The sequence below is a fragment of the Mesorhizobium sp. CNPSo 4670 genome (assembly GCF_057784235.1).
The window spans coordinates 1-21,491 of the sequence record NZ_JBWJFQ010000005.1 but is presented as its reverse complement, the minus strand read 5'-3'; the positions used below and the strand labels follow the sequence as shown (position 1 = coordinate 21,491).

The following is a 21,491-nucleotide window of genomic DNA, read 5'->3' as shown; positions in this document are numbered from 1 at the left end:
TCATGGCCAAGACATACAAAGCCGTAAGGATTTCCCGGGGCAACGCCGGTTGGGGTGGGCCGCTGGTCATCGAGCCGACCGAGCAGCGCAGCAAGGTTGTCTCCGTGACCGGTGGTGGCATTCACCCGGTGGCGAAACTGATCGCCGAAATGACCGGCGCCGAAGCCGTCGACGGCTTCAAGGCGCCGCCGATCGAAAGCGAGATGGCGGTTGTCGTCGTCGATTGCGGTGGCACCGCACGATGCGGCGTCTATCCGCGCAAGCGCATCCCGACCGTCAATCTGACGCCGGTCGGCCAGTCTGGGCCGCTTGCCCAGTTCATCACCGAGGACATCTACGTTTCGGGCGTGAAGCCGGCCAACATCACAATGGCGGACGGATCCGAAGCGGTCACTACTGCCGGGGGAGCAGCATCGATGAATACAGGCAATAACAACGCGGCCGCGGCGCCGCAGCCGCTGCCGAGCGAAGGCGGTGTGATCGGCCTGATCAGTTCGATCGGCCGCGTCATGGGCCGTGTCGTCGGCATCTTCTTCAATGCCGGCCGCCGTACCATCGACCAGGTCGTGCGCAACGTGCTGCCGTTCATGGCCTTCGTGACCATGCTCATCGGTCTGATCCTCTACACCGGCATCGGCGATGTGCTGGCGCAGCCGATGGGCCCGCTGGCCAACAACATCGTCGGCCTGCTGATCATCTCGGCGATCTGCGGCCTGCCGTTCCTGTCGCCCATCCTCGGGCCAGGCGCGGTCATCGCACAGGTCATCGGCGTTGCCATCATCGGTCCGCAGATCGCCAACGGCACGATTTCGCCGGCAATGGCACTGCCGGCGCTGTTTGCCTACAATACCCAGGTGGGCTGCGACTTCGTTCCCGTCGGCCTGGCGCTCGGTGAGGCCAAACCGAAGACGATCGAGATCGGTGTTCCGGCGGTGCTCATCAGCCGCCAGATCATGGGCCCGGTCTCGGTGCTGATCGCCTGGATCGTCAGCCTGATCGTGTTCTGAAACAGTTCCAGGAAAAATGTGAGACGGTTTTCCGTCCGGAATTCCGCCAAGCAAAGGGATAGAGCGGTTCGCCGTTTTCGTGAAACAGTGAATCGCTCTTAGAGAAAGTTAGGAAATGAGGTTCGCCATATGACGGTTCTGTTGAGAACACGGGTCACTGCCATCGGACCCGAAGTGGCGGATCTTGCCGAAGGGGGCGTGGTCATCCTGTTTGCGGATGGCTCGCCGCCGGAGCTTGCCGAGGTTTCCGTGCTCCACAAGACGGTGCACGGACCCAGCGACGGCGCGCCTCAAAAGGGCGCGTCGATCACCTTTGGCCCGGTTGCCGCGACGATTACCGCGGTCGGTTCCAGCGCCTGGAGCAAGGTGCTGGAAATGGGCCATGTCGTCATCTCGTTCAACGGCGCTGCCGAGGCCGAGAGGCCCGGCGAGATCTGCGCCTCGCAGGTCGATGCGCAAGCGCTCGTGGCTGCGCTCACGACCGGCGCGATCATCACCATCGCCGCCTGACAGTATTTGCGCCGCGGCCTATGTTGGCGCACAGAACCTGAGTATTTGCCATGGAACGCTCGACCATCGTCAGAGTGCATGAAGGTTTGCACGCCCGTCCCGCGACGCGGTTCGTCAAGCTCGCCAAGGGTTTCGAATCGGATGTCGAGCTGGTCAAGGACGGCAAGGCGGTCAGCGCCAAGAGCTCGGTCAAGCTGATGCTGCTGGCGGTCAAGGAAAACCAAGAAGTCACCGTGCGGGCGAACGGCGCCGATGCCATCGAGGCCATCGAGGCGCTGATCGGCTATCTCGAAAATCCCAAGGCGGGCCTTGATGACGAGGACTCGCCGCTGGCCGGCAATACGGGTCAGGACGCCGCTGCCGCGTTGGACTCTGTGCCTGCTGTTGCCGGCGCAACCACCGGCTTGCGCGGCGTGGCCGCAAGCGAAGGTTTTGCCATCGGGCCGGCCTTCGCGCATTTCCCGCCTGATATCGCCGGACAAGGCCGCAGGTTGCAGGTCGAGGAGGTCGCCGGCGAGATCGACAGGTTCCGCGCCGCCGTCGCTGCTGTCCAGGCGCGCATGGACCGGGCACTGGAGCAGGACAGTCTGTCGGCCGGCGACCGTGGCATCATCGCCGCGCTCAGGGACATCGCTGCCGACGACAGCCTGACCGGTGAGGCGGAGGGCCTGATCAAGGGCGGCAACGATGCGGTTTCAGCCGTCATCACCGCCGCCTCCACCATCGCCGCCGATTTCAGCGCGGTCGAGGATCACTATCTCAACGCAAGGGCGGATGACGTCCATGCGGTCGGGCGGCAGATCTGTCTCGTGCTGCTCGGGCAGGACGACATCAGCCTCGAAAACATCGCCGAAGGCGCCATCCTCATCGCCGACGATATTGGCGCCTGGGACCTGGCGCGCGCGCCGCTGAAGCGCATGGGCGGGGTGGTGTGCGGCCATGGCGGCGCCACCTCGCATATCGCCATCATCGCCCGCTCGCATGGCATTCCCGCGGTGCTCGGCCTCGGCGACCAGATCAATGCCTTGCGCACGGCGCGCGAAGTGGCCCTCGACGGCAACAGCGGCCGCGTGATCGTCGATCCCGATGCGGCGACCCGCGCCGAATTCGCCGGCCGTGTCGAAGTGGCGGCAAAAGAACGCGCCGGGCTGACCATCTTCAAGACGGTGACGCCGAAGCGGGCCGATGGCAAGGTCATCGAGGTCGCGGCCAATATCGGCTCGCTGGAGGAAATCGAAGCGGCGCAGGAGGCCGGCGCGATGGGCGTCGGCCTGTTCCGCACCGAGCTTCTGTTCATGCGCCATATGCACCTTCCCTCGGAAGACATGCAGGCCGAGACCTATGCGGCGCTGGCCAAGGCCTTCGCACCGTACCCGGTCATCGTGCGCACGCTGGACATCGGCGGCGACAAGCCGATCGCTGGCATCGAGTTTCCGGACGAGGAAAACCCCTTTCTGGGCTGGCGCGGCATCCGCATGTGCCTCGACCGGCCCGACATCTTCAAGCGCCAGCTCAGGGCGCTGCTGCGGGCGGCCGTGCATGGCAACGTCAAGGTGATGCTGCCGATGGTGGCCGACATCGGCGAGGTCAGGCAGACGCGGGTTCTGGTCGCGGAATGCGCGGCCGAGCTGAAAGCCGAAAGCGTGCCGCATGCGGCGTTTGATCTCGGCGTGATGATCGAGACCCCGGCCGCCGTCCTGATCGCCCCGGCGCTGGCTAAGGAGGTGGCGTTCTTCTCGATCGGTACCAACGACCTGACCCAGTACATCATGGCCGCCGACCGGCTGAACCCGACAGTGGCCAAGCTCAACGATGTTACCAATCCAGCCGTCATGTCGGCGATCGAAATGACGGCCAAAGCCGGCGTCGCCGCCGGCATCATGGTCGGCATGTGCGGCGAAGCGGCAGGCCGGCCCGATCTCATTGCAACGTTCGTCAAAATGGGGCTGACCGAGCTCTCGATGAGCCCGGCCTCGATCCATCGTGCCAAGAAGGCGATCATGGCCATGGCGGCTGAAGGTGCCGCCTAGCCGAGTTCTGGGCCGTTACGGCAAATGGGCAAGCAAGGTGGCGAAGACGGGTGTCAGTTCATCGACCGGGCTCGCCTTGGCGCAGGCCTGAACGATGCGGTCATGGCGGATATCGGCTGCCAGGATCGCAATCTCCAGCATATCCGGCTCAGGCGAGCTGTCCCTGCCGGTGCTTGCCAGGCCGCAGGCCAGAACGAGCGGCGACAGGCAGCTGATGTCGAGCGACCGATCACCAATCGCCGGCGTTTCCGGCGCGGTTTCGGTAAAGTGGACAGGGCGCTGGTTGAGACACTCGACCAGCAGCGCCGAACAGGTGGCCGCGATCGCCGGCAGTCCAGCACCTGGCGCGACCAAAGCGGCCAGCAGATCGCCATGCCGCTTGCGCATCGTCGCATGGACGGCGGCGAAATCGGCTTCGTGGATGCGGGCATTGTCGATGTTCAGGCCGGCCAGCACCGCCTTGGTCAGATAATACATGTCGCGCCGGAACAGGCGCTCCGCGCTCAACTGGCGCTCTTCGTTCCCGGCCGGGAAATAGGTGGCGAGGCCCTTTACGGTAGTGCCGTCCACCTTGATCGGGCGCTCATGCGGGACAAAGGATTCGGCGATCGACAGCGCTTCGTCGAAGGCACTTGCGGCGTGGCTGAGCAGGCCTTCGATGCCTTTGCCTGGAAATGGCGGCAGATGGCTGGTTGCTTCGCGCACGACACTGGCGTCGCCGCTGCCGTCATGGCGGCTTTGGCGAATGATTTCACGGACTTCCCGCAACCGGTCTTTCAGATTGACGCGGACATCTTCGGAGATTTGTCGGAGCATTGCCAATCGCCTCGAATTGCTGCGGATGGCCGCCAACAGGAGGCAGCCGCCACTTCTAGATTGTTCCTATCGATTGGTAGATCAATAGGCGATACTAGGCCAGCATGCAGAATCGGCGACGGCGCGCTCGTCCATTGCCGTGGGGGAGGGACGAATTTGGGCAGGCGACGACAGAGCGAAACCGACGATCGTCGAGGTGGAAGCGAGACGCCCGAGCAGGTCGCCAGCGAAAGCCGGACGGATCGCCTCAGGATTCGCGCCGCCTGGATGTATTTCGTCGAGCAGATGACGCAGAACGAGATCGCCGACGTGCTTGGCGTCGGCCGCGTCACCATCGTGCGCATGCTGGCGGACGCCCGCTCGCGCAATGAGGTGAAGATCAGCATCGAAAGCGAATTGTCGGAAATCGTGCGGCTGGAGCGCGCGCTGGAAAAGACCTTCGGGCTGCAACAGGCGCTGGTGGCGCCGCTTTCAGCCCCCAATGCCGACCCGACCCCGGCGATCAGCGCCAAGACCGGCAGCTTCCTGTCCGACACGATGAAGTCCGGCATGCGCGTCGGCGTCGGCTGGGGCAGGACGCTGTTCTCAAGCCTGCCCTTCATCAGCGCCAAGTCGCTCACCGACTTCAAGGTCATTTCGCTGCTCGGCGGTGTCGGCGTCGTGCGTCGCTTCAACCCGGCCGAGTTCGCCTGGCGCTTCGCCCAAATCTTCCAGGGCGACGGCTATCTGATCCCGACGCCGGCCGTCGTCGACAGCGTCGAGACCAAGATCGCGCTGGTCGAGCGCTGCGGCCTGCAGGAGGTTTTTGAAATGGCCAACGTGCTCGATGCCGTTCTGCTGAGCGTCGGCGGCATCGCCTCGGCCACCACCTTCTCTCGCGGCGGCTTTCTCAAGGAAGCGGATCGGGAGGCCCTGCTTGCGCGTGGCGCCGTTGGCGACCTTCTGTTCCATTTTTTCGACCGCAATGGCGAACTGGTCGACCATCCCGTCAACAGCCACGTGATGTCGGTGGATGTCGACCGTCTGCGCAGGGCGCCGATCCGCATCCTCACCTCCGGCGGTGAGGAGAAGATCGAAGCCTTGCTTGGCGCCATGACCCTGATCGCCCCGACGATCCTGATCACCGACGAGGAAAGCGCGCGGCGCATGCTCGAGGCGCATGCGGCGCAAGCTTCATAGTGATGTCGGCCGGAAGTTGCCGGCCGGTTGCCGGCGTCAGGAGCATCCGCTATCTCACCGTCCAGGCAACTGACGCCTGAGCAATCAAACGGAGCCTGAGCCATGACACGCGAGACAATCCTCAAATTCGGCGCTGTCGAAAAGGCCGACGCCGGCGATCTGGCCGGATGGATCGTGGTCGAAGGCAAGCCGACCATGCAAACCGCCGTCCAGCACACGACCGAGGACGGCAAGGTGATCTCGGGTACATGGCGGGCGACGCCGGGCACCTATCACGCGACCTACACCGACTACGAGTTCGTGCACATGATCGCCGGCCGCATCATCATCACCCCCGATAGCGGCGCACCGGTCGAGGTGGGCCCCGGCGACGCTTTCGTGGTAGAAGCCGATTTCAAGGGAACCTGGAAGATCATCGAACCGGTAACGAAGCATTTTGTCGTCAGGGTCGGCTGAGCCCGCTCGCATAGGCCGTTGATGGTCGACGTCCCTGGCATATCCAGTGCGAGCGACGACAGGCATGCCGGCGCGCCATCCAGCTTTGATTGTATCGTTACTTGACGAGCGTTGGGGTGGCCTCGCTCTTCTTCGTGCGTGCGGAGCGCCGTTCCTCCAATCGTTGCAGGATGACGAAAAAGGATGGCACAAAAAGAATGGCCAGGCAGGTCGAAGCGAGCATGCCGGAAAAGACCGTGATGCCGATCGACTTTCGCGCGCTCGCACCGGCGCCGGTGGCGAACACCAGCGGCGCCACGCCGAGGATGAAGGCAAACGATGTCATTAGAATGGGCCGGAAGCGGGCACGTGCGGCGTCGATCGCCGATTCGACGATAGGTGTGCCGGCGGCACGCAGTTCGCGTGCGACCTCGACGATCAGAATCGCATTCTTGGCTGACAGCGCTATGAGCAGGATAAGGCCGATCTGGACATAGAGATTGTTGTCGATGCCAAGGCCATTGAGCACCAAGACAGGCCCCACCAGAGACAGCGGCGCGGCGAGCAGGATTGAGATCGGAGCGAGCCAGCTCTCGTATTGGCCGGCAAGGACTAGGTAGACAAGCAGCAGCGCCATTCCGAACACCAGGTAAACCTGATTGGTAACGAGCTTCTCTTGGAAAGACAGCGCAGTCCAATCGAAGCCAGTACCGGGCGGAAGGGTATCCGCGGCAATCTCCTCCATCAGCTTGATTGAGTCACCGGACGAAAAGCCTGCAGCGGGCACGCCTACGATCGACGCGGCGGGATAGAGATTGTACAGGCTTATCAGCGATGGACCGACGCTGGGTTCAATCGTCAACACGGTTCCGAGCGGGATCATGTCTCCGTTGTTGTTGCGGACGGTTAGGCGGCCGATCTCCTCCGGCGTCAACCGAAACTGGGCGTCAGCCTGCACATAGATCTGGAAGACACGCCCGAACTTGTTGAACTGGCTCACGTAGCTGGAGCCGAGATAACCGGCGAGCGTCTGGAATACCTGGTCTGTGGTCAGGCCGAGGGCCTGCACCTTGTCGCGATCGATCTCGGCCTTGTACTGCGGGACGTTGGCGCGAAACGATGACGAGACGCGCTGGATGCCCGACTGTGTCTCGGCCTTGTTGACGATCGCACTGACGGAGCCTTGCAGCTTCGAGAGGTCGAAACTGCCGTCGCGGAGTTCGACTTGCAGCGTGAAGCCGGCGGCGTTGCCGATGCCCTGGATTGGTGGCGGAGGAAGCACCAGAACAAGCCCGTCGGCCATGGCCGACAGATTCTTGTTGAGTGTGGCGTAGAGCGAAGGCAGGTCTTCGCTCTTGCCGCGCAGATCCCAGTCCTTGAGAATGATGTAAGCGACGCCTGCGTTGGCTAGCGTTGAATTGTTGTCGAGGGCTGAAAGCCCGGCGATGGTGACCACCGTCTCCACCCCAGGTGTTGCCTTGGCGATCTTCGAAACCTGCTGCAGCGTTTCCTGGGTGCGACCAAGCGAGGCGCCGTCAGGCAGTTGAACCGCCGCGAGCAGATAACCCTGGTCTTCGATTGGGATGAAACCGGTAGCGACGCGCGACATGCCGTAGCCGGCCGCGCCGATGATCATGAGTGCGACCACACCCGTTACGGCGCTATGACGCACCATCCCTCCGATCAACCGGACGTAGGCATTCTCGGCACGCTGGTAGGCCGCATTGAAGCCCCGCGCGAAGACATTGCGCTGATCCGGTGGTACGGGACGCCTAAGCCATGTCGCGCATTGCGTTGGCTTCAATGTCGCTGCGTTGACGGCGCTGATCAGCGCGGTCGCCGCGATCACCAGCGCGAATTGCGCGTACATCCGGCCCGTAAGGCCGGGAAGGAAGGCCGCCGGCAGGAACACCGCCAGCAGCACGAGCGTGATGCCGATGATAGGCGCGAACAATGTCTTCATGGCGGCAATGGCGGCGTCGTGGCTCGACATGCCGCGTTCCATGTTGTGGGCGGCCCCCTCGACCACGACTATGGCGTCATCGACGACGATGCCTATGGCGAGCACGATGGCGAACAAGGTGGAAAGGTTGACAGAGAAGCCAAGCGCCGCCATCGCCGCGAACGCGCCAATGATGGTGACCGGTACGGTCGTGGCCGGCACTAGCATCGCCCGCCAATCCTGCAGGAAGACGAGGATGACGATCAGAACCAGCACCGCCGCCTCAAACAGCGTCTTGTAGACCTCGTTGATCGCCTGGCTGACGAAATTCGTCGTGTTGAACGGTATCGCGTAAGTTATGCCTTGCGGGAAGGCACGGGCCAGTTCCTCCATCCTGGACGCGACCCTCTTGGCCACATCGAGCGCGTTCGCGCCGGGTGCCAGGAAGATGGCCATGCCGGCGGCCTGCTGACCGTCGAGGTTGAAGAACTGTCCGTAGGTCTGAGCACCGAGTTCAACCCGCCCGACATCGCGAACACGCGTCATATCGCCATTGGCGCCCGTCTTGACCACAACGGCGCCGAACTGGTCGGGATCGTCAAGGCGGCTGGACACTTCGATCGAATATTGGAAGGACTGGTCGTCCGGCGCCGGCGGGGCGCCGATCTGACCTGCCGTGACCTGTTCGCTCTGCTGTTGAAGTGCTTGAACGACATCTTGCGTGGTCAAGCCGCGCGCCAGCATCTTTTCGGGATCAAGCCAGACCCGCATGGAATATTGACCAGCGCCGAACACGCTGACATTGCCGACGCCAGGCAACCGCGAGATTTCGTCCTTAAGGCTGATAGTCGCGTAGTTGCTGAGATAGAGGCTGCCGTATTTTCCGTCAGGCGAAGTCAACGTCACGATCTCGAGGATGGAGGTCGACTTCTTCTGCACGTTGACGCCCTGCACCTGCACTGATTGGGGCAACCCGGCCATGGCGGCAGAGACCCGGTTCTGAACAAGCACCTGGGCCAGGTCCAGATCTGTACCGATGGCAAAAGTGACGGTCAGGTTGTAGCTGCCGTCCGAGGCAGCGAAGGACTGCATGTAGAGCATGTTCTCGACGCCATTGACTTGCTGCTCGATCGGCAGAGCGACGGTGTCGATGACCGTGCGCGCGCTGGCGCCCGGATAACGGGTGGTTACCGAAACGGTCGGTGGAACCACATCGGGATACTGCGCTACCGGCAACGCAAAGAGCGAGACGATGCCAACGACGACGATAAGGACGGCAATGACATTCGCCAAGACGGGTCGTTCGATGAAGAATTTGGAGATCATTGGCCAGCACCATTGGCCGGAGTTTGCTGGAGGGTCTTCACCGTCGGTTCGATCTTCTGGCCGGGCAGGGCTGTCAGCAAGCCAGATATGACGACGCGGTCTTCCGCTGTCAGGCCGGAGGTAATGACGCGCAACTCGCCGACCTGTTGGCCAATCTCGACGCCGCGTTGCTCGATTGTGTCGTCCTTTCCGGCGACAAGCACATAGCGGCCGCTCTGATCGCTGCTGATTGCACGATCCGGTACGAGCAGCATGTCCGGCTGTTCGCCGAGCGGGATGCGCAGTCGGACGAAATAACCGGGCAGCAGCGCTTTGTCCTTGTTTTCCAAAACGGCGCGAACCAGTAGCGTGCCCGTTGAGGAAGATACCTGCGGCGCCGCATAGTCGAGCGTTCCTTTGTGCGGATATTCGGTCTCGGTCTGCAGGCCGACATCCACCGGTATCTTCTTCAGATTCTGCATCGTCAGACCGCGCCTGGCCATTTCAGCCCGGATCCGCTGCACATCCTGCTCGCTGACGTTGAAATTGATGTATATCGGATCCATCTGGACGATCGTTGCGAGGTCGGAAGAGCTGGCAGTGCCTACGAACTGGCCGACCGATACCTGGCGGGCGGTGACGATGCCGTCGAAGGGTGCCTTGACTTCGGTGTAGCTCAGGTTGAGCTGGGCCTGCTTGACGTCAACGGCGTTCTGCTGCTGCTTGGCCACGTCGACCGCAGCGGCAGCGGCAGACTGGTCCAACGTGGACGCCGAAATTACCTTCTGCGCGAGCAAATCTTGTTGCCGCTTCAGATCGGCGCTGGACTGTTTGACTGAGGCATCTGCCGAAGTCTGTCCAGCCTGGGCCTGTTCAAGTGCCAACTGGTAAGGTTCAGGCTCGATAAGGAACAGTCGGCTGCCCGCTTTGACGCTGTCGCCGTCCTTGTAGTCTATTTCCTGTATGAAGCCCGCTACCCGGGCAACCAATGGCGTCGAATTGACGGCGGCCGTGTTCCCCGTCGCATTGAGATAGGGTGTTACCGTCTGCTTGAGCGGCAGCGCCACATCAACCTTGGGCGGGGGCGGCGGAACATAGGCATTTTGCTTGTTGCAAGCTGAAAGCAATGCCGTCGCCGTAAGCAAGGTTACGGCCAGCGCAATGCGCGATACCAAAAGCATTTGACCCCCCTCAACACTTCACGGTATTTTGATTGAATGTTAGCCATTTTGGAGGGGTTTGTCATGCGAATTGCCTTGAGCGTGGTTTTCCTAGCCGTTCAGATGCTTGCGGCTCAGGCGCAGACAGCGGCCGAACGTGAGGCTTGCCAAGCGAACTTCGAAAAGTTCTGCAAAGGCGTGGAGCCAGGCGGCGGCCGCGTCATTCAATGTCTGACGGAGCATTTCAGCGAGCTGACCCCGGAATGCCAGAAGGTCGTCAAGGCGAATACACCTGGTTAGGATCGCGCAGTGCTCTCCGCCCAGCTGTCAGGGTAGGCTGGGGCCGGAGCCGCGCATGTATCAATGCCACATCCCCGAGCATCAGCAACTCGGCATGATGGCATTGTCGACGTGCAGGCATAGGGTAAGGTGGCGGCGCTCTATGGCGCGCTTTTCGTCAGCGCGTTCCTTGCCGCAACCATCCTGCCGGTCTCGTCGGAAGTGGGGCTCGCCGGCTTGGGCGTCCCGGGTCGCGGTGATCCGCCGCTGCTCGTCGCGGTCGCCACGATCGGCAACACGCCCGGTTCCGTGGTGATCTGGATTCTGGGGCGTGGCATCAACTCGTACCGGCGCTTTGGCGAATGGATGCGGCCCTTTGTCTGGCAGTGAGACGTCGGATACCGCCAGATTCATCAGCCTATGTCACCGCGACGACCTGTCCCGCCGCGTCGAGGCGACATCCGACCCGCGCCTGCCGAACTTCGATGCCGCCTTGTCTTGCATAGTCTATGCGCACCTCGATCGGTGCGGTGAGGGCACCGCGACGGTGCCGGCGCAGGGTACCTGCGCTGGCTGCGTGCACACGCACAGCACCAAGTGGCTTCGCAGCTGACATGATCGCCTGACGGCAGACGCGAACCATGGCCGCCGGGGTGCCAGGTATCGTCTTTAACGGCACCTGAGGCCGTAAGGGATAACCTGTGGTGCTCTGCCTGTCGCGACCACCTTTGGAAGGCCAGAGGCTGCGTGGCAGGGCTACTGCGTGTCGCACGCCCCTGGTCACGACCATGGCGGCCGCCTTCTTGCCGACACCGACACTTGCTGGCCCTGTGGGAGCCTCCGACGCCGCGCTTGCTCGACTATTTGCCGTACTGCCCGGAGCGGCGCCAGCACCGGTGGATTCGTCTCCCGCACTGGGGCTTGCCGAAAGGCCACCTAAGCCGCCGGGGCTGGTACCGGCTCCAACGTTGGCGCCAAGCGATCCGTTGCTCGTGCCGACAGAGCCTCCAACATTGGCTCCCCCGATTCCGTCGACGCTCGCGTCGACACCGACGGAGGCGCCGTTCGAATCGACGCCTACACCGGCGCCGGCCCCAATGCCACCGACGTTGCCTCCAAGGCCCGCCGATCCTTGGCTCGCGCCAACCGACCCTCCAAAGTTTGCTCCTCCGATTCCGTCGACGCTCGCGCCAACACCGACAGAGGCGCCGTTCGAGCCAACGCCCACACCGGCGCCGACCCCGATACCACCGACTTTGCCCCCAAGGCCATCAGCAAGAGCCGAAGCAGGCCCGATCGCAACTGCGATCGCCAATACGGCAGCTGGATACTTGCGCATCACCATAATCCTTGTGCCGTGCGCAATGGCGCCCGCGTCGGGAGCAACGCGGCGGGAAGGCCAATCGTCGTCAGCCGAACAGGTTGCGGCGACTTGCGGACCGCCACTTTGCGGATTTCTCGCCCCCCGGGCTCATGGGCTGATCGAGCCCGTTTCCCTGCAAGCGCACTGGTACGTGGGCCTGCGCGATCACCGGCAGGCGCTTTGGGAGCGGGCTCGATGCGCTGATCGCGAGGCGTATTGCGAGCTTTCAGGATGTCGGTTTCGTTGCGCGCCGCAACGAGGTCGCGGGTCAGGCCAACGGCCCTTTCGCGCTGTTGCTCCAACGCTGCAGAGAGCCGGGCGACTTCCTCTTTTGCCGCGTCGCGATCCTGGCGAGCAGCATCGAGATCGCGCTCGAGAGCATCTGCTCTCCCACGTTCCAATGCGAGCGCTTCGCCGGCTCGCTTTGCAGCGGCCTCAGCAGCCTGGCGGTCCTGAATAGCTGCCATTTGTGCAGCGGCAGCCAGTTTTCCGTTGGCCTCAAGAGCGTCGAGAGATTGTTGCGTCGCGGCAAGATCGCGTTCGAGCCGTTCAATCGTCTGCCGCCCCTCGTCAAGCGCGCGTCTCGCTCCAGACAGGGAAGCTTCCGCAGCCTGGTGTGCTCCGAGTGCGGCGGCCTTTTCGCGGATCGCGAGAGCGGCTTTGACTTGCAAGCTTTCGACTTCGCGCTGCGCCATCGCCAGATCCTGCGCGAGCCGCTCGGCTCTTTGCTTCTGGTCTTCAAGGGCTTGCCCTTGAAGAGTCGTCGCCTCTGCGACCGCACGCGCACGCACGCCTGCGTCGGCTGTGACGCGCCGCATCTCATCAAGTTCGTCTCGTGCCGCTTCCAGTTCGCTGCGAAGAACCCGCTCAACCCTGTCTGCAGACTGACGATCTGCAGACGCTTGCTGGCGAGCCGCCTCAAGCTCCTCGCGAACGGCCGATAGGTCATGCAGTGACGCATCCGTCTTGGATCGTTCCCGTCCTGGCCCGGTCGCGGCAGCCTCTACTAATGGGCGAGAACCGCTCACGTCTTGTGGCGCCCTAGCCGGGTGCCCCTCGACTTTGGCGCCGCCCGAAGACGCTGCCGATTGCGTGCGCTGGACGGTCATGACGGGACGCGTGTCGAAGCCACTTCTGGCTTGTAAGCGATCGGTAATCAGCCTTGCCAATTCACTCTCGCGCAGACCCGCAGCCGGAATGTGCCCAATGCCCGGAAGATCCAGCGTCCCGGTTGTACCGATCGTAAAAGCACCGTTGAGCTCCACGCCCTCCGTAATGCCGCCGCGCAAGGCATCCCACCCCGAGACCTTCAGCTCGACAGTGTCTTGAGGGGCGAGCCTGTCGTCAGTCTCCGATTGACCCTTTGCTGGGGCGCCAAACAAAACAATCAGGCAGAACGGGATGAGGCTTATCGCAGCGCCGCGTGACCTCTTGCGGATGTCAGGAAACAACGCCGCCGTGGCCGAGAATCGTCGGATACCACCGGGGAGTGCAGGGCTGTGGCAATCCGCATTGGACGTCTGGATATGATCCATGACTGGACCTCCATGACTCTCACTGACCACGCGCCGCACAAAGCTCACAGCTCACAGCGCGCAGCACAAAGCTCACGGCGTGAGCCTACCAAAGTCGATCAGCAGTGGTGAGTACCAAATAGAGCGTAAGCTGCATCGCCCAATTGAGTAAGCGGCGCGTCTGTACCAGGTTCGACAGCCAACTGTCCTGCGATTCGACCTTCGATATCGCGTTCAACGACCGCTGCATTTCGCCAAAGACACCAGGAAGGCCCCCTTTATTCGCTCGTCACGGTTTACGGCGGCCGATACCGCGCGATCGGCTGCGGCGTTCCCGCTCACCAACCCGGTGAGGCGTCGCCATCGCAAAGATAGCTGCGACTCGACGTCGCCTTGGTGATGGACAGGAGATCTGGCCAATTCGCGCCTTGGTGAACGCCAATCCTGCTTTCGGCCCGAGGCGTCGCAGTGCTGGCAGGGCCTATTGCGCCCTCTGTTTCTTGGCTTGTACGGCGATAGCGCAGAGGAAAGCCAATGCGGCAGCGTCGCACGCCGTCCGCGACGGTCCTTTGGCGAAAAGCATGGCGTCCGCAATTGGGATCGTTAGGCCGTACTTTTGGGCGAAAGAGGTGATTTCGTACGGCTGATCGTCAGATGGATGGCGGATGTCGAATTCGAAATCCATGCCTACTTCCTCCCAGTTCGCGACCCTTCCACTCCTTGGCTGGATGAAAAAAATTAAACTACCGATGCATCGCGCGAGTCCAGCAATTGGAAATTGTGTAAAACGATACATTTTGCGGTCGAGCCAACATCTCGTTGTGGCCGTCCGCTGGCCACTTCCGCTTTCGCTCCGTTCGCAGTCTTCCCGGCTTGCCAGCGCAATCGAGATCAGGGTGCGCCAGCACCGTGATCATTGCGCTCGAATACCCGCTGTGTGACGATGTTGTGGCTGCACTTTCACCGTCATCGGCCGGGAAGCCGGTGGTTTTTGCGCGAAGCCCGTACACCGCGAGAGCGGGCCCTTAGGGCCGGCGAAACAAGGACTTCAGTCTTAATTGCGCGACCTCTAATATAATATAGACTTATCAGCGCGGGGGATTTTCCCGCTATTACAGTGGCCGGTGCGGCGCGCTTCACCCAAGCATCCACCGCACCGGCCATTTCCGAAGGCCGGAAGGATGACCGACAAGCCGGTGCCGACCTATGTTGTGAGCGTGTTCGAGAAACCTCACTGGCGCACAGTCCTGTCAACGAAGGACAAGGAGAAGGCCTTCGCTTTGGCCAAGGAAATCGGGGACAAGGTGCGGATTGAAGAGATTGCGCCGAAGGTCAAGAAGGGGCGCTGACGGTCTACCCAAGGCCATCCTGATGGAAGCCCGAAAACCTAGTGCCGATCGATGAAAAGCCCGCCACGGGAGCGACCCGCGGCGGGCTTTCGGAGTGGCTACATCCCTAAGGAATCGACCGCTTGTAGTTGTATTGTGTACTGCATAATCGCGTTAGCCTATGGTGTGATCGCGGAAGCCTTGGGCTTAAGCGTTCCCGCGTCCAATGTCGCGCGGACCTGCCGAAAGTGTTTGGAACCCACCGGTAGCCGCTTCAACGTGACGTGACATGATCCCGCCAGCGGGCGGGCGCTGCAGCAAGGTCGCCGGGCTGCCCTAAGGCTGTCGCCGACCTATTCGTGCCATCCACCAAGGCGACGTGATGAAGCCGCTCGAGGAAATAATCGGTCTCAACGGTTGCCTTCAGCAACCGCTTGACGCGCTCCGGACCGCGCCTGCGTCCCGCTAGGAGAATACGATCCGATGAAGGAGGCGACAATGTCGCGAAGCGACACCTCGATCGCATCGAGGCGAGGGAACAAGCCGAAGAGTCGGAACAACAAACCTCCAAGCAGTGCGCCGACGAGGCCCACACCTAGATTCCGCAGAAACCCGTACCCGCTCGCTGCCTCGTGACCAGCAGTCCGGCCAGACTGCCTCCGAGCAGGCCAATGACGAGCCATACAATGAACTGAGTAATTGACGGCATTACTGTCCTCCCAGACCTGTCGGGTTCCCAGCGTGGGCTAGGTGCCGCAAATTCACAAGCGAGAGTTTAGCGGAAAGGTGACTGAAAAAGCCGCGTGCGAGCAGATGGAGCTGGTCAATCCGCCGAAGCAAGCGCACAACGACCGAACTGTTCGACCAACTCGGCGCGCCATGCCACTCCTGCGCTACCGGTTCATATAGTCGGGGCGACATGCTTGGTGTCCGTGAAGCCGGCACGATTTTCATGCGGATTACCGGGCGCAGGGCAGAAGAGCATCGGCAAGTTCCGTTGGCTAGTCGAGCCAATTAGGTCGGGAGGGCGATCTAGTTTTCAAGTCGAAGATGCTGCCGCTGCTACCGTTGCGGCAAGGCGATCCTGAGTTGACCACGGCCGATGCCGGGTCGGAGACCGGTGCTCCGGGATTTCGCAGCAAGCGGCGGCAGGCCGTTCACTTAATGGTTGTGGGACTGCTGGAAGCCAGCCACGTCGTATTGTCCTTCGCTCGTCCGATGTCTGGATCGCTTCGGCGAGCAGCTTTCGGGCGATCGTCTCGATCAGTGGGTATATCCATGCGCGGACGGCATGAATGTTCTCACGCAGATCTTGCGCGACCATCTGTCGGTTCGGATCACGCGACAGATGTCGCAGGATACCGTTCACGGCCGCGTCGAGGCTGGACCGCTGGTCCCGAAACCACGTCAAAGCCTGAATCACGCGCACGGTCGGCCGGCCAGCCCAAAACGCCGTCTTGGCGGAGATGCGCTTCAAGTCAAGCTTATAGATCACTGGCTTAGTCACCTTCGGATCGCCTGTGAGGCCGAGGTCGTTCGCGGCCGTCATGCCGTCGACCAGCACGCGCAACTTGTCGCGCCGGGCAATGGCGTCGATGAAAGACGCACGTGGCGGAAACACCATCGTGCCTGTCAGCTTGCTGATCCCAGGCTTGTCATAGAGACTGCGATATCATCGTGTTCTGATCGGCGAATTGCGGCGGAACAAGTTGGCAGCGACGACGGTGAATATCGCCAGTAAAATCGCCGTCAGAAATCAAGCTGCACGATGTGCTGCTCGCGTTTGGCATCGCCCCGGCGCTGGCCGGATGTGCTCTCGAACGCCCTCCAACGCCATGATAGAAAAACCCGGCGGCTGCCCGCCGGGCGTCACTTCAATCAGGCACCACTGGCTAGAACGAGCGCTGGAAGCGGAGCATGCCGCCGACGCTGTCTTCCTTGTCGGCAGGCGTAAACGCGGGGTTGACCAGGTCGGCATCGCCAAACCGGCCAGCATGGAGGTAGTCGACTTCGGCAGTGACCGTTAAGCCGGGAACAACGTGGTAAGCGACGTTCGCCGCAACGCCAACGTTCTTCCAGTCGTCAGCAGACACCTGGAGGTTGAACGCGGTCTTCTCGTTGAACTTGTAGGTGCCGCCGCCCCACACCGCCCAGTTGCCGCCCCACTGCTTGTAGAAGCCGCGGCCGTGCGCGTCGATGGCGTTGGTCGGATCGGTGAGGTTGTCGTCCGTGCCGTAGCCGGCCATGATCCACAGCGTCAGAGCGTCAGACGCCTTCACATCCAAGCGCACCTTGCCGGCCACTTCTTCGTAGTTGCTGTCATAGGCGATGACGCCAGTGATCGCACCCCAGCCCTGCGTCCACTTCGCACCACCGACGACATGCGGAACGTAGCTGTCGATCGTGCCAATCTCACCGGAGCCTTCTTCGAGAGAGACAACCGCCGAAAAGCCATTGCCCGCGTCGAAGTAGTACTGCACGACGTTGGTGTCGAATGTGCCGTAGGGAACCAGCGTATCCTGAATGACTTCGCCGGCGTAGCCGACGAACGTATCGAAGGCCGATTCGTCCTTACCGACGCGCAGACCACCAAGCTGAATCCAGGCGAAGTTCAGCTCGGTGCCCTTGTTGTGGGCATCATTGCCGAATTCGTCGCCGAAGCCGTTGGAATTACCGAATTGGAAGCGGGTTTCGGTGTAGGTCTTCAAGGTACCGAGCTCGGTTTCCTGGCCGGTCCAGGTCTTCAGCGCGAAGCGCAAGTTCTTGTAATATGTGTTGTTCTCATCTCCATCCTGATGATCCGCGGATTTCGCACCGTCGAACGAGCCGATGTCGCCGACGCCGATGTCGTAGCGGACATAGCCGCCGATACGCAGGCAGGTTTCGGTGCCGGGGATGTAGAAATAGCCGACGCCGTAGACGTCGCAGATCTTGACGTATTCAGCGGGTTCCGGCTCGGCGACGACAACGGCGTCGGCGGCGCGCGCACCGGAAACTGCGAGCAGAGCCGCAGCGGAGCCGAGGAGAAGGCTTTTGATGTTCATTTTCTGACCTCCAGTTTCAAAAGTGGGCGCCGTGAATCTACCGGCCTCTGAAAAAAGATGAGTGACCACCCTTGTCCAACTCATGTGTGAGTTCCTGACCTTCCTTGATTAACCAAAGGCCGTTCGCGGGACGGTCTTTTCCATCGGATCGATGCTCTATTAAGACCCTGAGCCTGATGAGGCGTACCAAAGACGGGCATTTCAATGCCAATCTGATCGGCGATATCAATCTGTCGGACACCATTGCCCAAACGGGCCATGGAAATCAAAGGCGAGGGTGTCGCCTCCGAGATGCTACGTGCCCCGAGCACTCGCCCGGCAGAGCGACGCCATCTCCTTCCGGCAAGGACAATACCTGTAGTGATAGTTGGTTGGATCTTTGGTTTGGTAGCCATGGAATTAGATACCATCGAATCAGCGCATAAACAAACGACATCTATATCGGGTTGTGCGCGTTTATATCGGGGTGTGTGCGTCAAGTTCTGCAGAAAGAGGGCGGCCATGGCACTGGTCATGCGGCTTGGCGTAGAGCGAGCTTCTTATGCTCGCGCAGGTCGTCCATGTTGATCTAGCGGTTTGCCTCCATCCAGTTTTCGTTGGTCTCGACGGCGAGCGCTCTGACGAGGCGCAGTCAGTGAGTTTGGGAAGATGCGCAAGACATAGGTGCGCCAGGGGATTTCCTCGTTGAGGCCACGAAAAAGTCAATGGAACCAAAGCTCCCTGTTACATCCTCCTGGCCCATCAAAAATAACCTATAACTATTTGGTTTTATTGTACTTTTTCAAGAGACCCACAACGTGAACGCGACCACCCCCGCTGAGAACAATCAGCGTGTCAATAATGGACGTGACTCCACGGCGGTCAGTCCGCAACGTTGAAGCCGGCTTTCCTCAGTGAACGTATGAAAACTTCAACGTCTTGCGAACGGGCTAGGCGCATCGTAACCACCTGGCGCATGTTCTTCGCCCAAGCTGGTTGATTTTGCTCCAGCCAGGCGCGCTCGCGATCAGCCTCGATCTTGTAACCTCCTTCGCTCAGAATGGCGGCCGCAACAATATGATAGATCGGATTCGATCGAACCGGTGATTTCTTCATCCACATAACCGCTTGCGGATAATCGCCGCTGAAATAAGAGCAAAGAGCCAAATCCACCTCATAGTAGCCCAACGACCGCGGATTTTTTTGGCGCGCCTCCGTTATCAACGCGCAGCCGTCATGCCAATTTCCGGAGACCGCCAGGCGCTGTCCGTATTCGCCCATGAACTCGGTATCGTTGGGGTTGATGGCCAAACCCCGTTTGCCCACTCCCAGTGCCAGATTGATTTCCTTGCTGAAATAGAGCGCAAGCATTTCTCCCTGAAGCCCTCTTACATTGAGAGGGTCGACTTCCACCGCCTGCCTTGCGGCGGCCAGCGCGCGCTCAAGCACGGCGGCGGACAATGTGGCGTCGTTTGGAAATTCGAACCGATAGTCATCGATGTAGACAAGTGAAAGAAGACCCCAGGCGGTGGCGTAGTTCGGGAAGCGCTGCACGGCCTTCTCGAGGCACGTACGAACGGATGCACGGGTTTCCGGGCTGAGCTCGACGCGATATGCATAGAAGGACAAGGTGCACGAATATGCCACCCAATCGTCGGGCGGATTGTCGACATGGAGATTGGCATCCGCCTGGAAGATGACGCCATAAACTTGAGCCAAGCTCGTCGATACATTCCGCGCGATGTCCGACTGGGCCTCGACAAGTTCCGCGACTTTCATCCGGCCATCATAGCTGTCTGCCCACAGAACCGAACCGTTGGCTCGGTTGATCAACCTGACCCGAAGCAGAAAGGTATCGACCGACAGGTTGACGCTTCCGGCAAGGACAAATCGAGGTGGCCCGGTCGACGTATCGCCGTCCTCAGGCGCCGATTCCATGACTACAATGTCCCGGAATTTCGAAAGTTGGCTGACAATTTCCTGCTGCAATCCGCTCGCAATGGCTGCCGCCGCGGCAGTGCCGGTCAGATCGTCAAACGGCTCAACAAGCACGTGGGGCGTTTCTGGCGCGCTTGACCTGACGGACGTCCACGACCACGCCAATATCGACGCTCCAGCCGCGAGAATGGCTACAAGTATCGCCGGCAGTAGGAACGCAATCCATCGGACCGGAGAGTGGGTGATTGTTGGAGAAACAACGGCCACCTGCGGTAGCGGCGACAAAGGCTGTGAACGAAGCAGGAAGACAGGGATATACCCTCCCTTTGGAATCGTGATCAGGATTGGGTCTGTGTGTCCGGCGGTCAGATAATAGCGCTCCAGCGCACGCCTGAGGTGGCCAGCCTCGATGCGAACGATCGGATCCGTTTGCGGGTCGAACGACTCGCCGCGACCAAACACTTCGACTGCGATCGAATAGGCCTTGATGCGGTCGCCTCGTCCCGACAATGCCTCTTCCACCACATGGCTGAGGAAGCGGCGCTCGCGGCCGGTGGCACCGAAGTCCGTACTGTTGAGGATAAGGGCAAGTTGGGCGCGACAAGCCTCGATGGGGAGCTCATGCTCCCCCGGTGCGGGCGTTTCCGCCTGGATCGCCATGTCCTCCCTTGATCCCTTGCAACCGCGTTCTTGTTGTTGTGCGGTTACATACTTATCCACGTAACTTACCTTCTGCGGCCCTCCCTTTGCAATATGATTGCGTCAGGTCGATGAACTGGCGTCATGAGCACAAAAGACGGATCGTCTGACAGACACCGAGCGGTCTCGGCGGCAGTGCGCCGATACCCGCAGTTTGAATTGACGATCCATCGGCTGATGGACCGAAGTGAGAGCTTTCGCGACATCTGCGAGGAACTCGCCGATGCGGAGTTTGCGCTTTCGAAGGTCGACGAGGCCCCGCCGGCATTGCGCGAAGCCAGACGAGCCGAATGGCAGGAACTGGTGGATCGCCTGGTTGGAGAGCTAGGAGCAGCAGTGCTGAACACTGAGGCCGCCCGGAAATCGGGTATCAACCCGTGGCCGCGACGGTGAACAGCCATGAGTGGCGGGCCGACGCCGAGGGAAACATGCCAACGGGCGGGTTTTCGCACCGTCGCCCACTCCCCAAGCAACAAAGGTCGCAAGGCGGCCAAACTCAGCGGGGAGCCCCGACATGATGACTTTGTATCGGACACAAGCCCTGGGTTGCGTCGCTCTTGCCTTCCTTTGCCTTACCCATCCCGCTGGAGCCGCGGATGCAGTCTCACCAGTGACGCCGGACCTGAAGCCGGTGGTCACCGAACAAGGGTGGACGTTCTCCGTCGCGCCGTATTTCTGGGCGGCCGGGATGTCGGGGGACGTGGCGCAGTTTGGTCTGCCCACTGTTGAGGTCGACTCGAGTTTCAGCGACATCCTGAAGAATCTCGACTTCGCGGCCATGGCCGTCGCCGAGGCTCGCTACGACCGCTACAGCATTTTCGGCGACCTCATGTACGTAAAACTGTCGGGAGAAAGCGGCACACCAAGAGGCGTCGTCGCCAACAGTGTCGAGGTCTCGTCGCAGACATTTTCAGGGCTGGTCGGAGCGGGCTATTCGATCCTCCAGAGTGACGCCGGACGTCT

The 21,491-nt window shown here is 61.2% G+C and carries 16 protein-coding genes and 3 pseudogenes; 10 read left to right on the top strand and 9 right to left on the bottom strand.

The genetic code is table 11. The features are described 5' to 3' along the window. Window positions 1-2 precede the first annotated feature (2 nt). From srlE to ptsP, 3 genes are all read left to right on the top strand, one after another. On the top strand, window positions 3-1,007 hold the full coding sequence (srlE, locus tag AC0ZT5_RS10920; RefSeq protein WP_488496462.1) for a PTS glucitol/sorbitol transporter subunit IIB: 1,005 nt from the start codon (window positions 3-5) through the stop codon (window positions 1,005-1,007). A gap of 129 nt (window positions 1,008-1,136) precedes the next feature. Further along, window positions 1,137-1,517 (top strand): PTS glucitol/sorbitol transporter subunit IIA, encoded by a 381-nt coding sequence (locus AC0ZT5_RS10915; protein ID WP_488496461.1) that lies wholly within the window; start codon window positions 1,137-1,139, stop codon window positions 1,515-1,517. A 50-nt stretch (window positions 1,518-1,567) separates the two neighbouring features. Then, on the top strand, window positions 1,568-3,547 hold the full coding sequence (gene ptsP / locus AC0ZT5_RS10910) for a phosphoenolpyruvate--protein phosphotransferase (RefSeq protein WP_488496460.1): 1,980 nt from the start codon (window positions 1,568-1,570) through the stop codon (window positions 3,545-3,547). A 15-nt stretch (window positions 3,548-3,562) separates the two neighbouring features. Here ptsP and AC0ZT5_RS10905 read toward each other — a convergent pair whose 3' ends face one another. Further along, window positions 3,563-4,363 (bottom strand): hypothetical protein, encoded by an 801-nt coding sequence (locus tag AC0ZT5_RS10905; protein WP_488496459.1) that lies wholly within the window; start codon window positions 4,361-4,363, stop codon window positions 3,563-3,565. Window positions 4,364-4,519: 156 nt separating this feature from the next. Here AC0ZT5_RS10905 and AC0ZT5_RS10900 point away from each other — a divergent pair, with 156 nt between their 5' ends. Continuing rightward, on the top strand, window positions 4,520-5,542 hold the full coding sequence (locus AC0ZT5_RS10900; RefSeq protein ID WP_488496458.1) for a sugar-binding transcriptional regulator: 1,023 nt from the start codon (window positions 4,520-4,522) through the stop codon (window positions 5,540-5,542). A gap of 102 nt (window positions 5,543-5,644) precedes the next feature. After that, on the top strand, window positions 5,645-5,998 hold the full coding sequence (locus AC0ZT5_RS10895) for a cupin domain-containing protein (RefSeq protein WP_488496457.1): 354 nt from the start codon (window positions 5,645-5,647) through the stop codon (window positions 5,996-5,998). A gap of 97 nt (window positions 5,999-6,095) precedes the next feature. On the opposite strand, the gene AC0ZT5_RS10890 is transcribed toward AC0ZT5_RS10895, so the two are convergent. Both AC0ZT5_RS10890 and AC0ZT5_RS10885 read right to left on the bottom strand, forming a co-directional pair. Then, window positions 6,096-9,245, bottom strand: coding sequence for an efflux RND transporter permease subunit (locus AC0ZT5_RS10890; protein ID WP_488496456.1), 3,150 nt, complete (start codon window positions 9,243-9,245; stop codon window positions 6,096-6,098). Continuing rightward, a complete protein-coding gene (locus AC0ZT5_RS10885; RefSeq protein ID WP_488496455.1) occupies window positions 9,242-10,405 on the bottom strand; it encodes an efflux RND transporter periplasmic adaptor subunit in 1,164 nt (387 codons plus the stop codon). Before AC0ZT5_RS10885 ends, AC0ZT5_RS10890 begins: the two co-directional genes overlap by 4 nt. 63 nt (window positions 10,406-10,468) lie before the next feature. On the opposite strand from AC0ZT5_RS10885, the gene AC0ZT5_RS10880 reads away from it, so the two are divergent. Both AC0ZT5_RS10880 and AC0ZT5_RS10875 read left to right on the top strand, forming a co-directional pair. After that, a complete protein-coding gene (locus AC0ZT5_RS10880; protein WP_095089594.1) occupies window positions 10,469-10,684 on the top strand; it encodes a cysteine rich repeat-containing protein in 216 nt (71 codons plus the stop codon). A 129-nt stretch (window positions 10,685-10,813) separates the two neighbouring features. Next, window positions 10,814-11,053: a hypothetical protein gene (locus tag AC0ZT5_RS10875; RefSeq protein ID WP_488496454.1), complete on the top strand. Its 240-nt coding sequence runs from the start codon at window positions 10,814-10,816 to the stop codon at window positions 11,051-11,053. Window positions 11,054-12,001: 948 nt separating this feature from the next. Here AC0ZT5_RS10875 and AC0ZT5_RS10870 read toward each other — a convergent pair. Further along, entirely contained in the window at window positions 12,002-13,561 is a 1,560-nt protein-coding gene (locus AC0ZT5_RS10870; RefSeq protein ID WP_488496453.1) for a polysaccharide biosynthesis/export family protein, read from the bottom strand. Window positions 13,562-14,021: 460 nt separating this feature from the next. Continuing rightward, complete coding sequence (locus AC0ZT5_RS10865) at window positions 14,022-14,225, bottom strand: hypothetical protein (RefSeq protein WP_488496452.1); 204 nt, start codon at window positions 14,223-14,225, stop codon at window positions 14,022-14,024. Window positions 14,226-14,721: 496 nt separating this feature from the next. Between AC0ZT5_RS10865 and AC0ZT5_RS10860 the strand changes: the two genes are divergently transcribed. Further along, window positions 14,722-14,889, top strand: a complete 168-nt coding sequence (locus AC0ZT5_RS10860) for a hypothetical protein (RefSeq protein WP_167392245.1) — start codon at window positions 14,722-14,724, stop codon at window positions 14,887-14,889. A 1,219-nt stretch (window positions 14,890-16,108) separates the two neighbouring features. Here the strand turns inward: AC0ZT5_RS10860 and AC0ZT5_RS10855 are convergent. The 4 genes and pseudogenes from AC0ZT5_RS10855 to AC0ZT5_RS10840 all read right to left on the bottom strand — a co-directional run. Next, window positions 16,109-16,540, bottom strand: a pseudogene (locus AC0ZT5_RS10855) (DUF6088 family protein); the annotation flags it as partial. Window positions 16,541-16,760: 220 nt separating this feature from the next. Further along, window positions 16,761-17,912: a porin gene (locus AC0ZT5_RS10850; protein WP_488496451.1), complete on the bottom strand. Its 1,152-nt coding sequence runs from the start codon at window positions 17,910-17,912 to the stop codon at window positions 16,761-16,763. 568 nt (window positions 17,913-18,480) lie between these two features. Continuing rightward, window positions 18,481-18,601, bottom strand: a pseudogene (locus AC0ZT5_RS10845) (transposase); the annotation flags it as partial. A gap of 172 nt (window positions 18,602-18,773) precedes the next feature. Next, entirely contained in the window at window positions 18,774-20,489 is a 1,716-nt protein-coding gene (locus tag AC0ZT5_RS10840) for a hypothetical protein (protein WP_488496450.1), read from the bottom strand. Between the two features lie 216 nt (window positions 20,490-20,705). Here AC0ZT5_RS10840 and AC0ZT5_RS10835 point away from each other — a divergent pair, with 216 nt between their 5' ends. Next, window positions 20,706-20,921, top strand: a complete 216-nt coding sequence (locus AC0ZT5_RS10835; protein ID WP_488496449.1) for a hypothetical protein — start codon at window positions 20,706-20,708, stop codon at window positions 20,919-20,921. A gap of 121 nt (window positions 20,922-21,042) precedes the next feature. Next, window positions 21,043-21,491 (top strand): annotated as a pseudogene (locus AC0ZT5_RS10830) (hypothetical protein); the annotation flags it as partial.

What these genes read in the sequence shown, in the direction of transcription:
- AC0ZT5_RS10865 (WP_488496452.1), bottom strand. Translation starts at nt 14,225, where the DNA reads ATGGATTTCGAATTCGACATCCGCCATCCATCTGACGATCAGCCGTAC.
- AC0ZT5_RS10895 (WP_488496457.1), top strand. Translation starts at nt 5,645, where the DNA reads ATGACACGCGAGACAATCCTCAAATTCGGCGCTGTCGAAAAGGCCGAC.
- AC0ZT5_RS10850 (WP_488496451.1), bottom strand. Translation starts at nt 17,912, where the DNA reads ATGAACATCAAAAGCCTTCTCCTCGGCTCCGCTGCGGCTCTGCTCGCA.
- srlE (WP_488496462.1), top strand. Translation starts at nt 3, where the DNA reads ATGGCCAAGACATACAAAGCCGTAAGGATTTCCCGGGGCAACGCCGGT.
- AC0ZT5_RS10890 (WP_488496456.1), bottom strand. Translation starts at nt 9,245, where the DNA reads ATGATCTCCAAATTCTTCATCGAACGACCCGTCTTGGCGAATGTCATT.
- AC0ZT5_RS10840 (WP_488496450.1), bottom strand. Translation starts at nt 20,489, where the DNA reads ATGGCGATCCAGGCGGAAACGCCCGCACCGGGGGAGCATGAGCTCCCC.
- AC0ZT5_RS10915 (WP_488496461.1), top strand. Translation starts at nt 1,137, where the DNA reads ATGACGGTTCTGTTGAGAACACGGGTCACTGCCATCGGACCCGAAGTG.
- AC0ZT5_RS10905 (WP_488496459.1), bottom strand. Translation starts at nt 4,363, where the DNA reads ATGCTCCGACAAATCTCCGAAGATGTCCGCGTCAATCTGAAAGACCGG.
- ptsP (WP_488496460.1), top strand. Translation starts at nt 1,568, where the DNA reads ATGGAACGCTCGACCATCGTCAGAGTGCATGAAGGTTTGCACGCCCGT.
- AC0ZT5_RS10880 (WP_095089594.1), top strand. Translation starts at nt 10,469, where the DNA reads ATGCGAATTGCCTTGAGCGTGGTTTTCCTAGCCGTTCAGATGCTTGCG.
- AC0ZT5_RS10870 (WP_488496453.1), bottom strand. Translation starts at nt 13,561, where the DNA reads ATGGATCATATCCAGACGTCCAATGCGGATTGCCACAGCCCTGCACTC.
- AC0ZT5_RS10885 (WP_488496455.1), bottom strand. Translation starts at nt 10,405, where the DNA reads ATGCTTTTGGTATCGCGCATTGCGCTGGCCGTAACCTTGCTTACGGCG.
- AC0ZT5_RS10860 (WP_167392245.1), top strand. Translation starts at nt 14,722, where the DNA reads ATGACCGACAAGCCGGTGCCGACCTATGTTGTGAGCGTGTTCGAGAAA.
- AC0ZT5_RS10835 (WP_488496449.1), top strand. Translation starts at nt 20,706, where the DNA reads ATGGACCGAAGTGAGAGCTTTCGCGACATCTGCGAGGAACTCGCCGAT.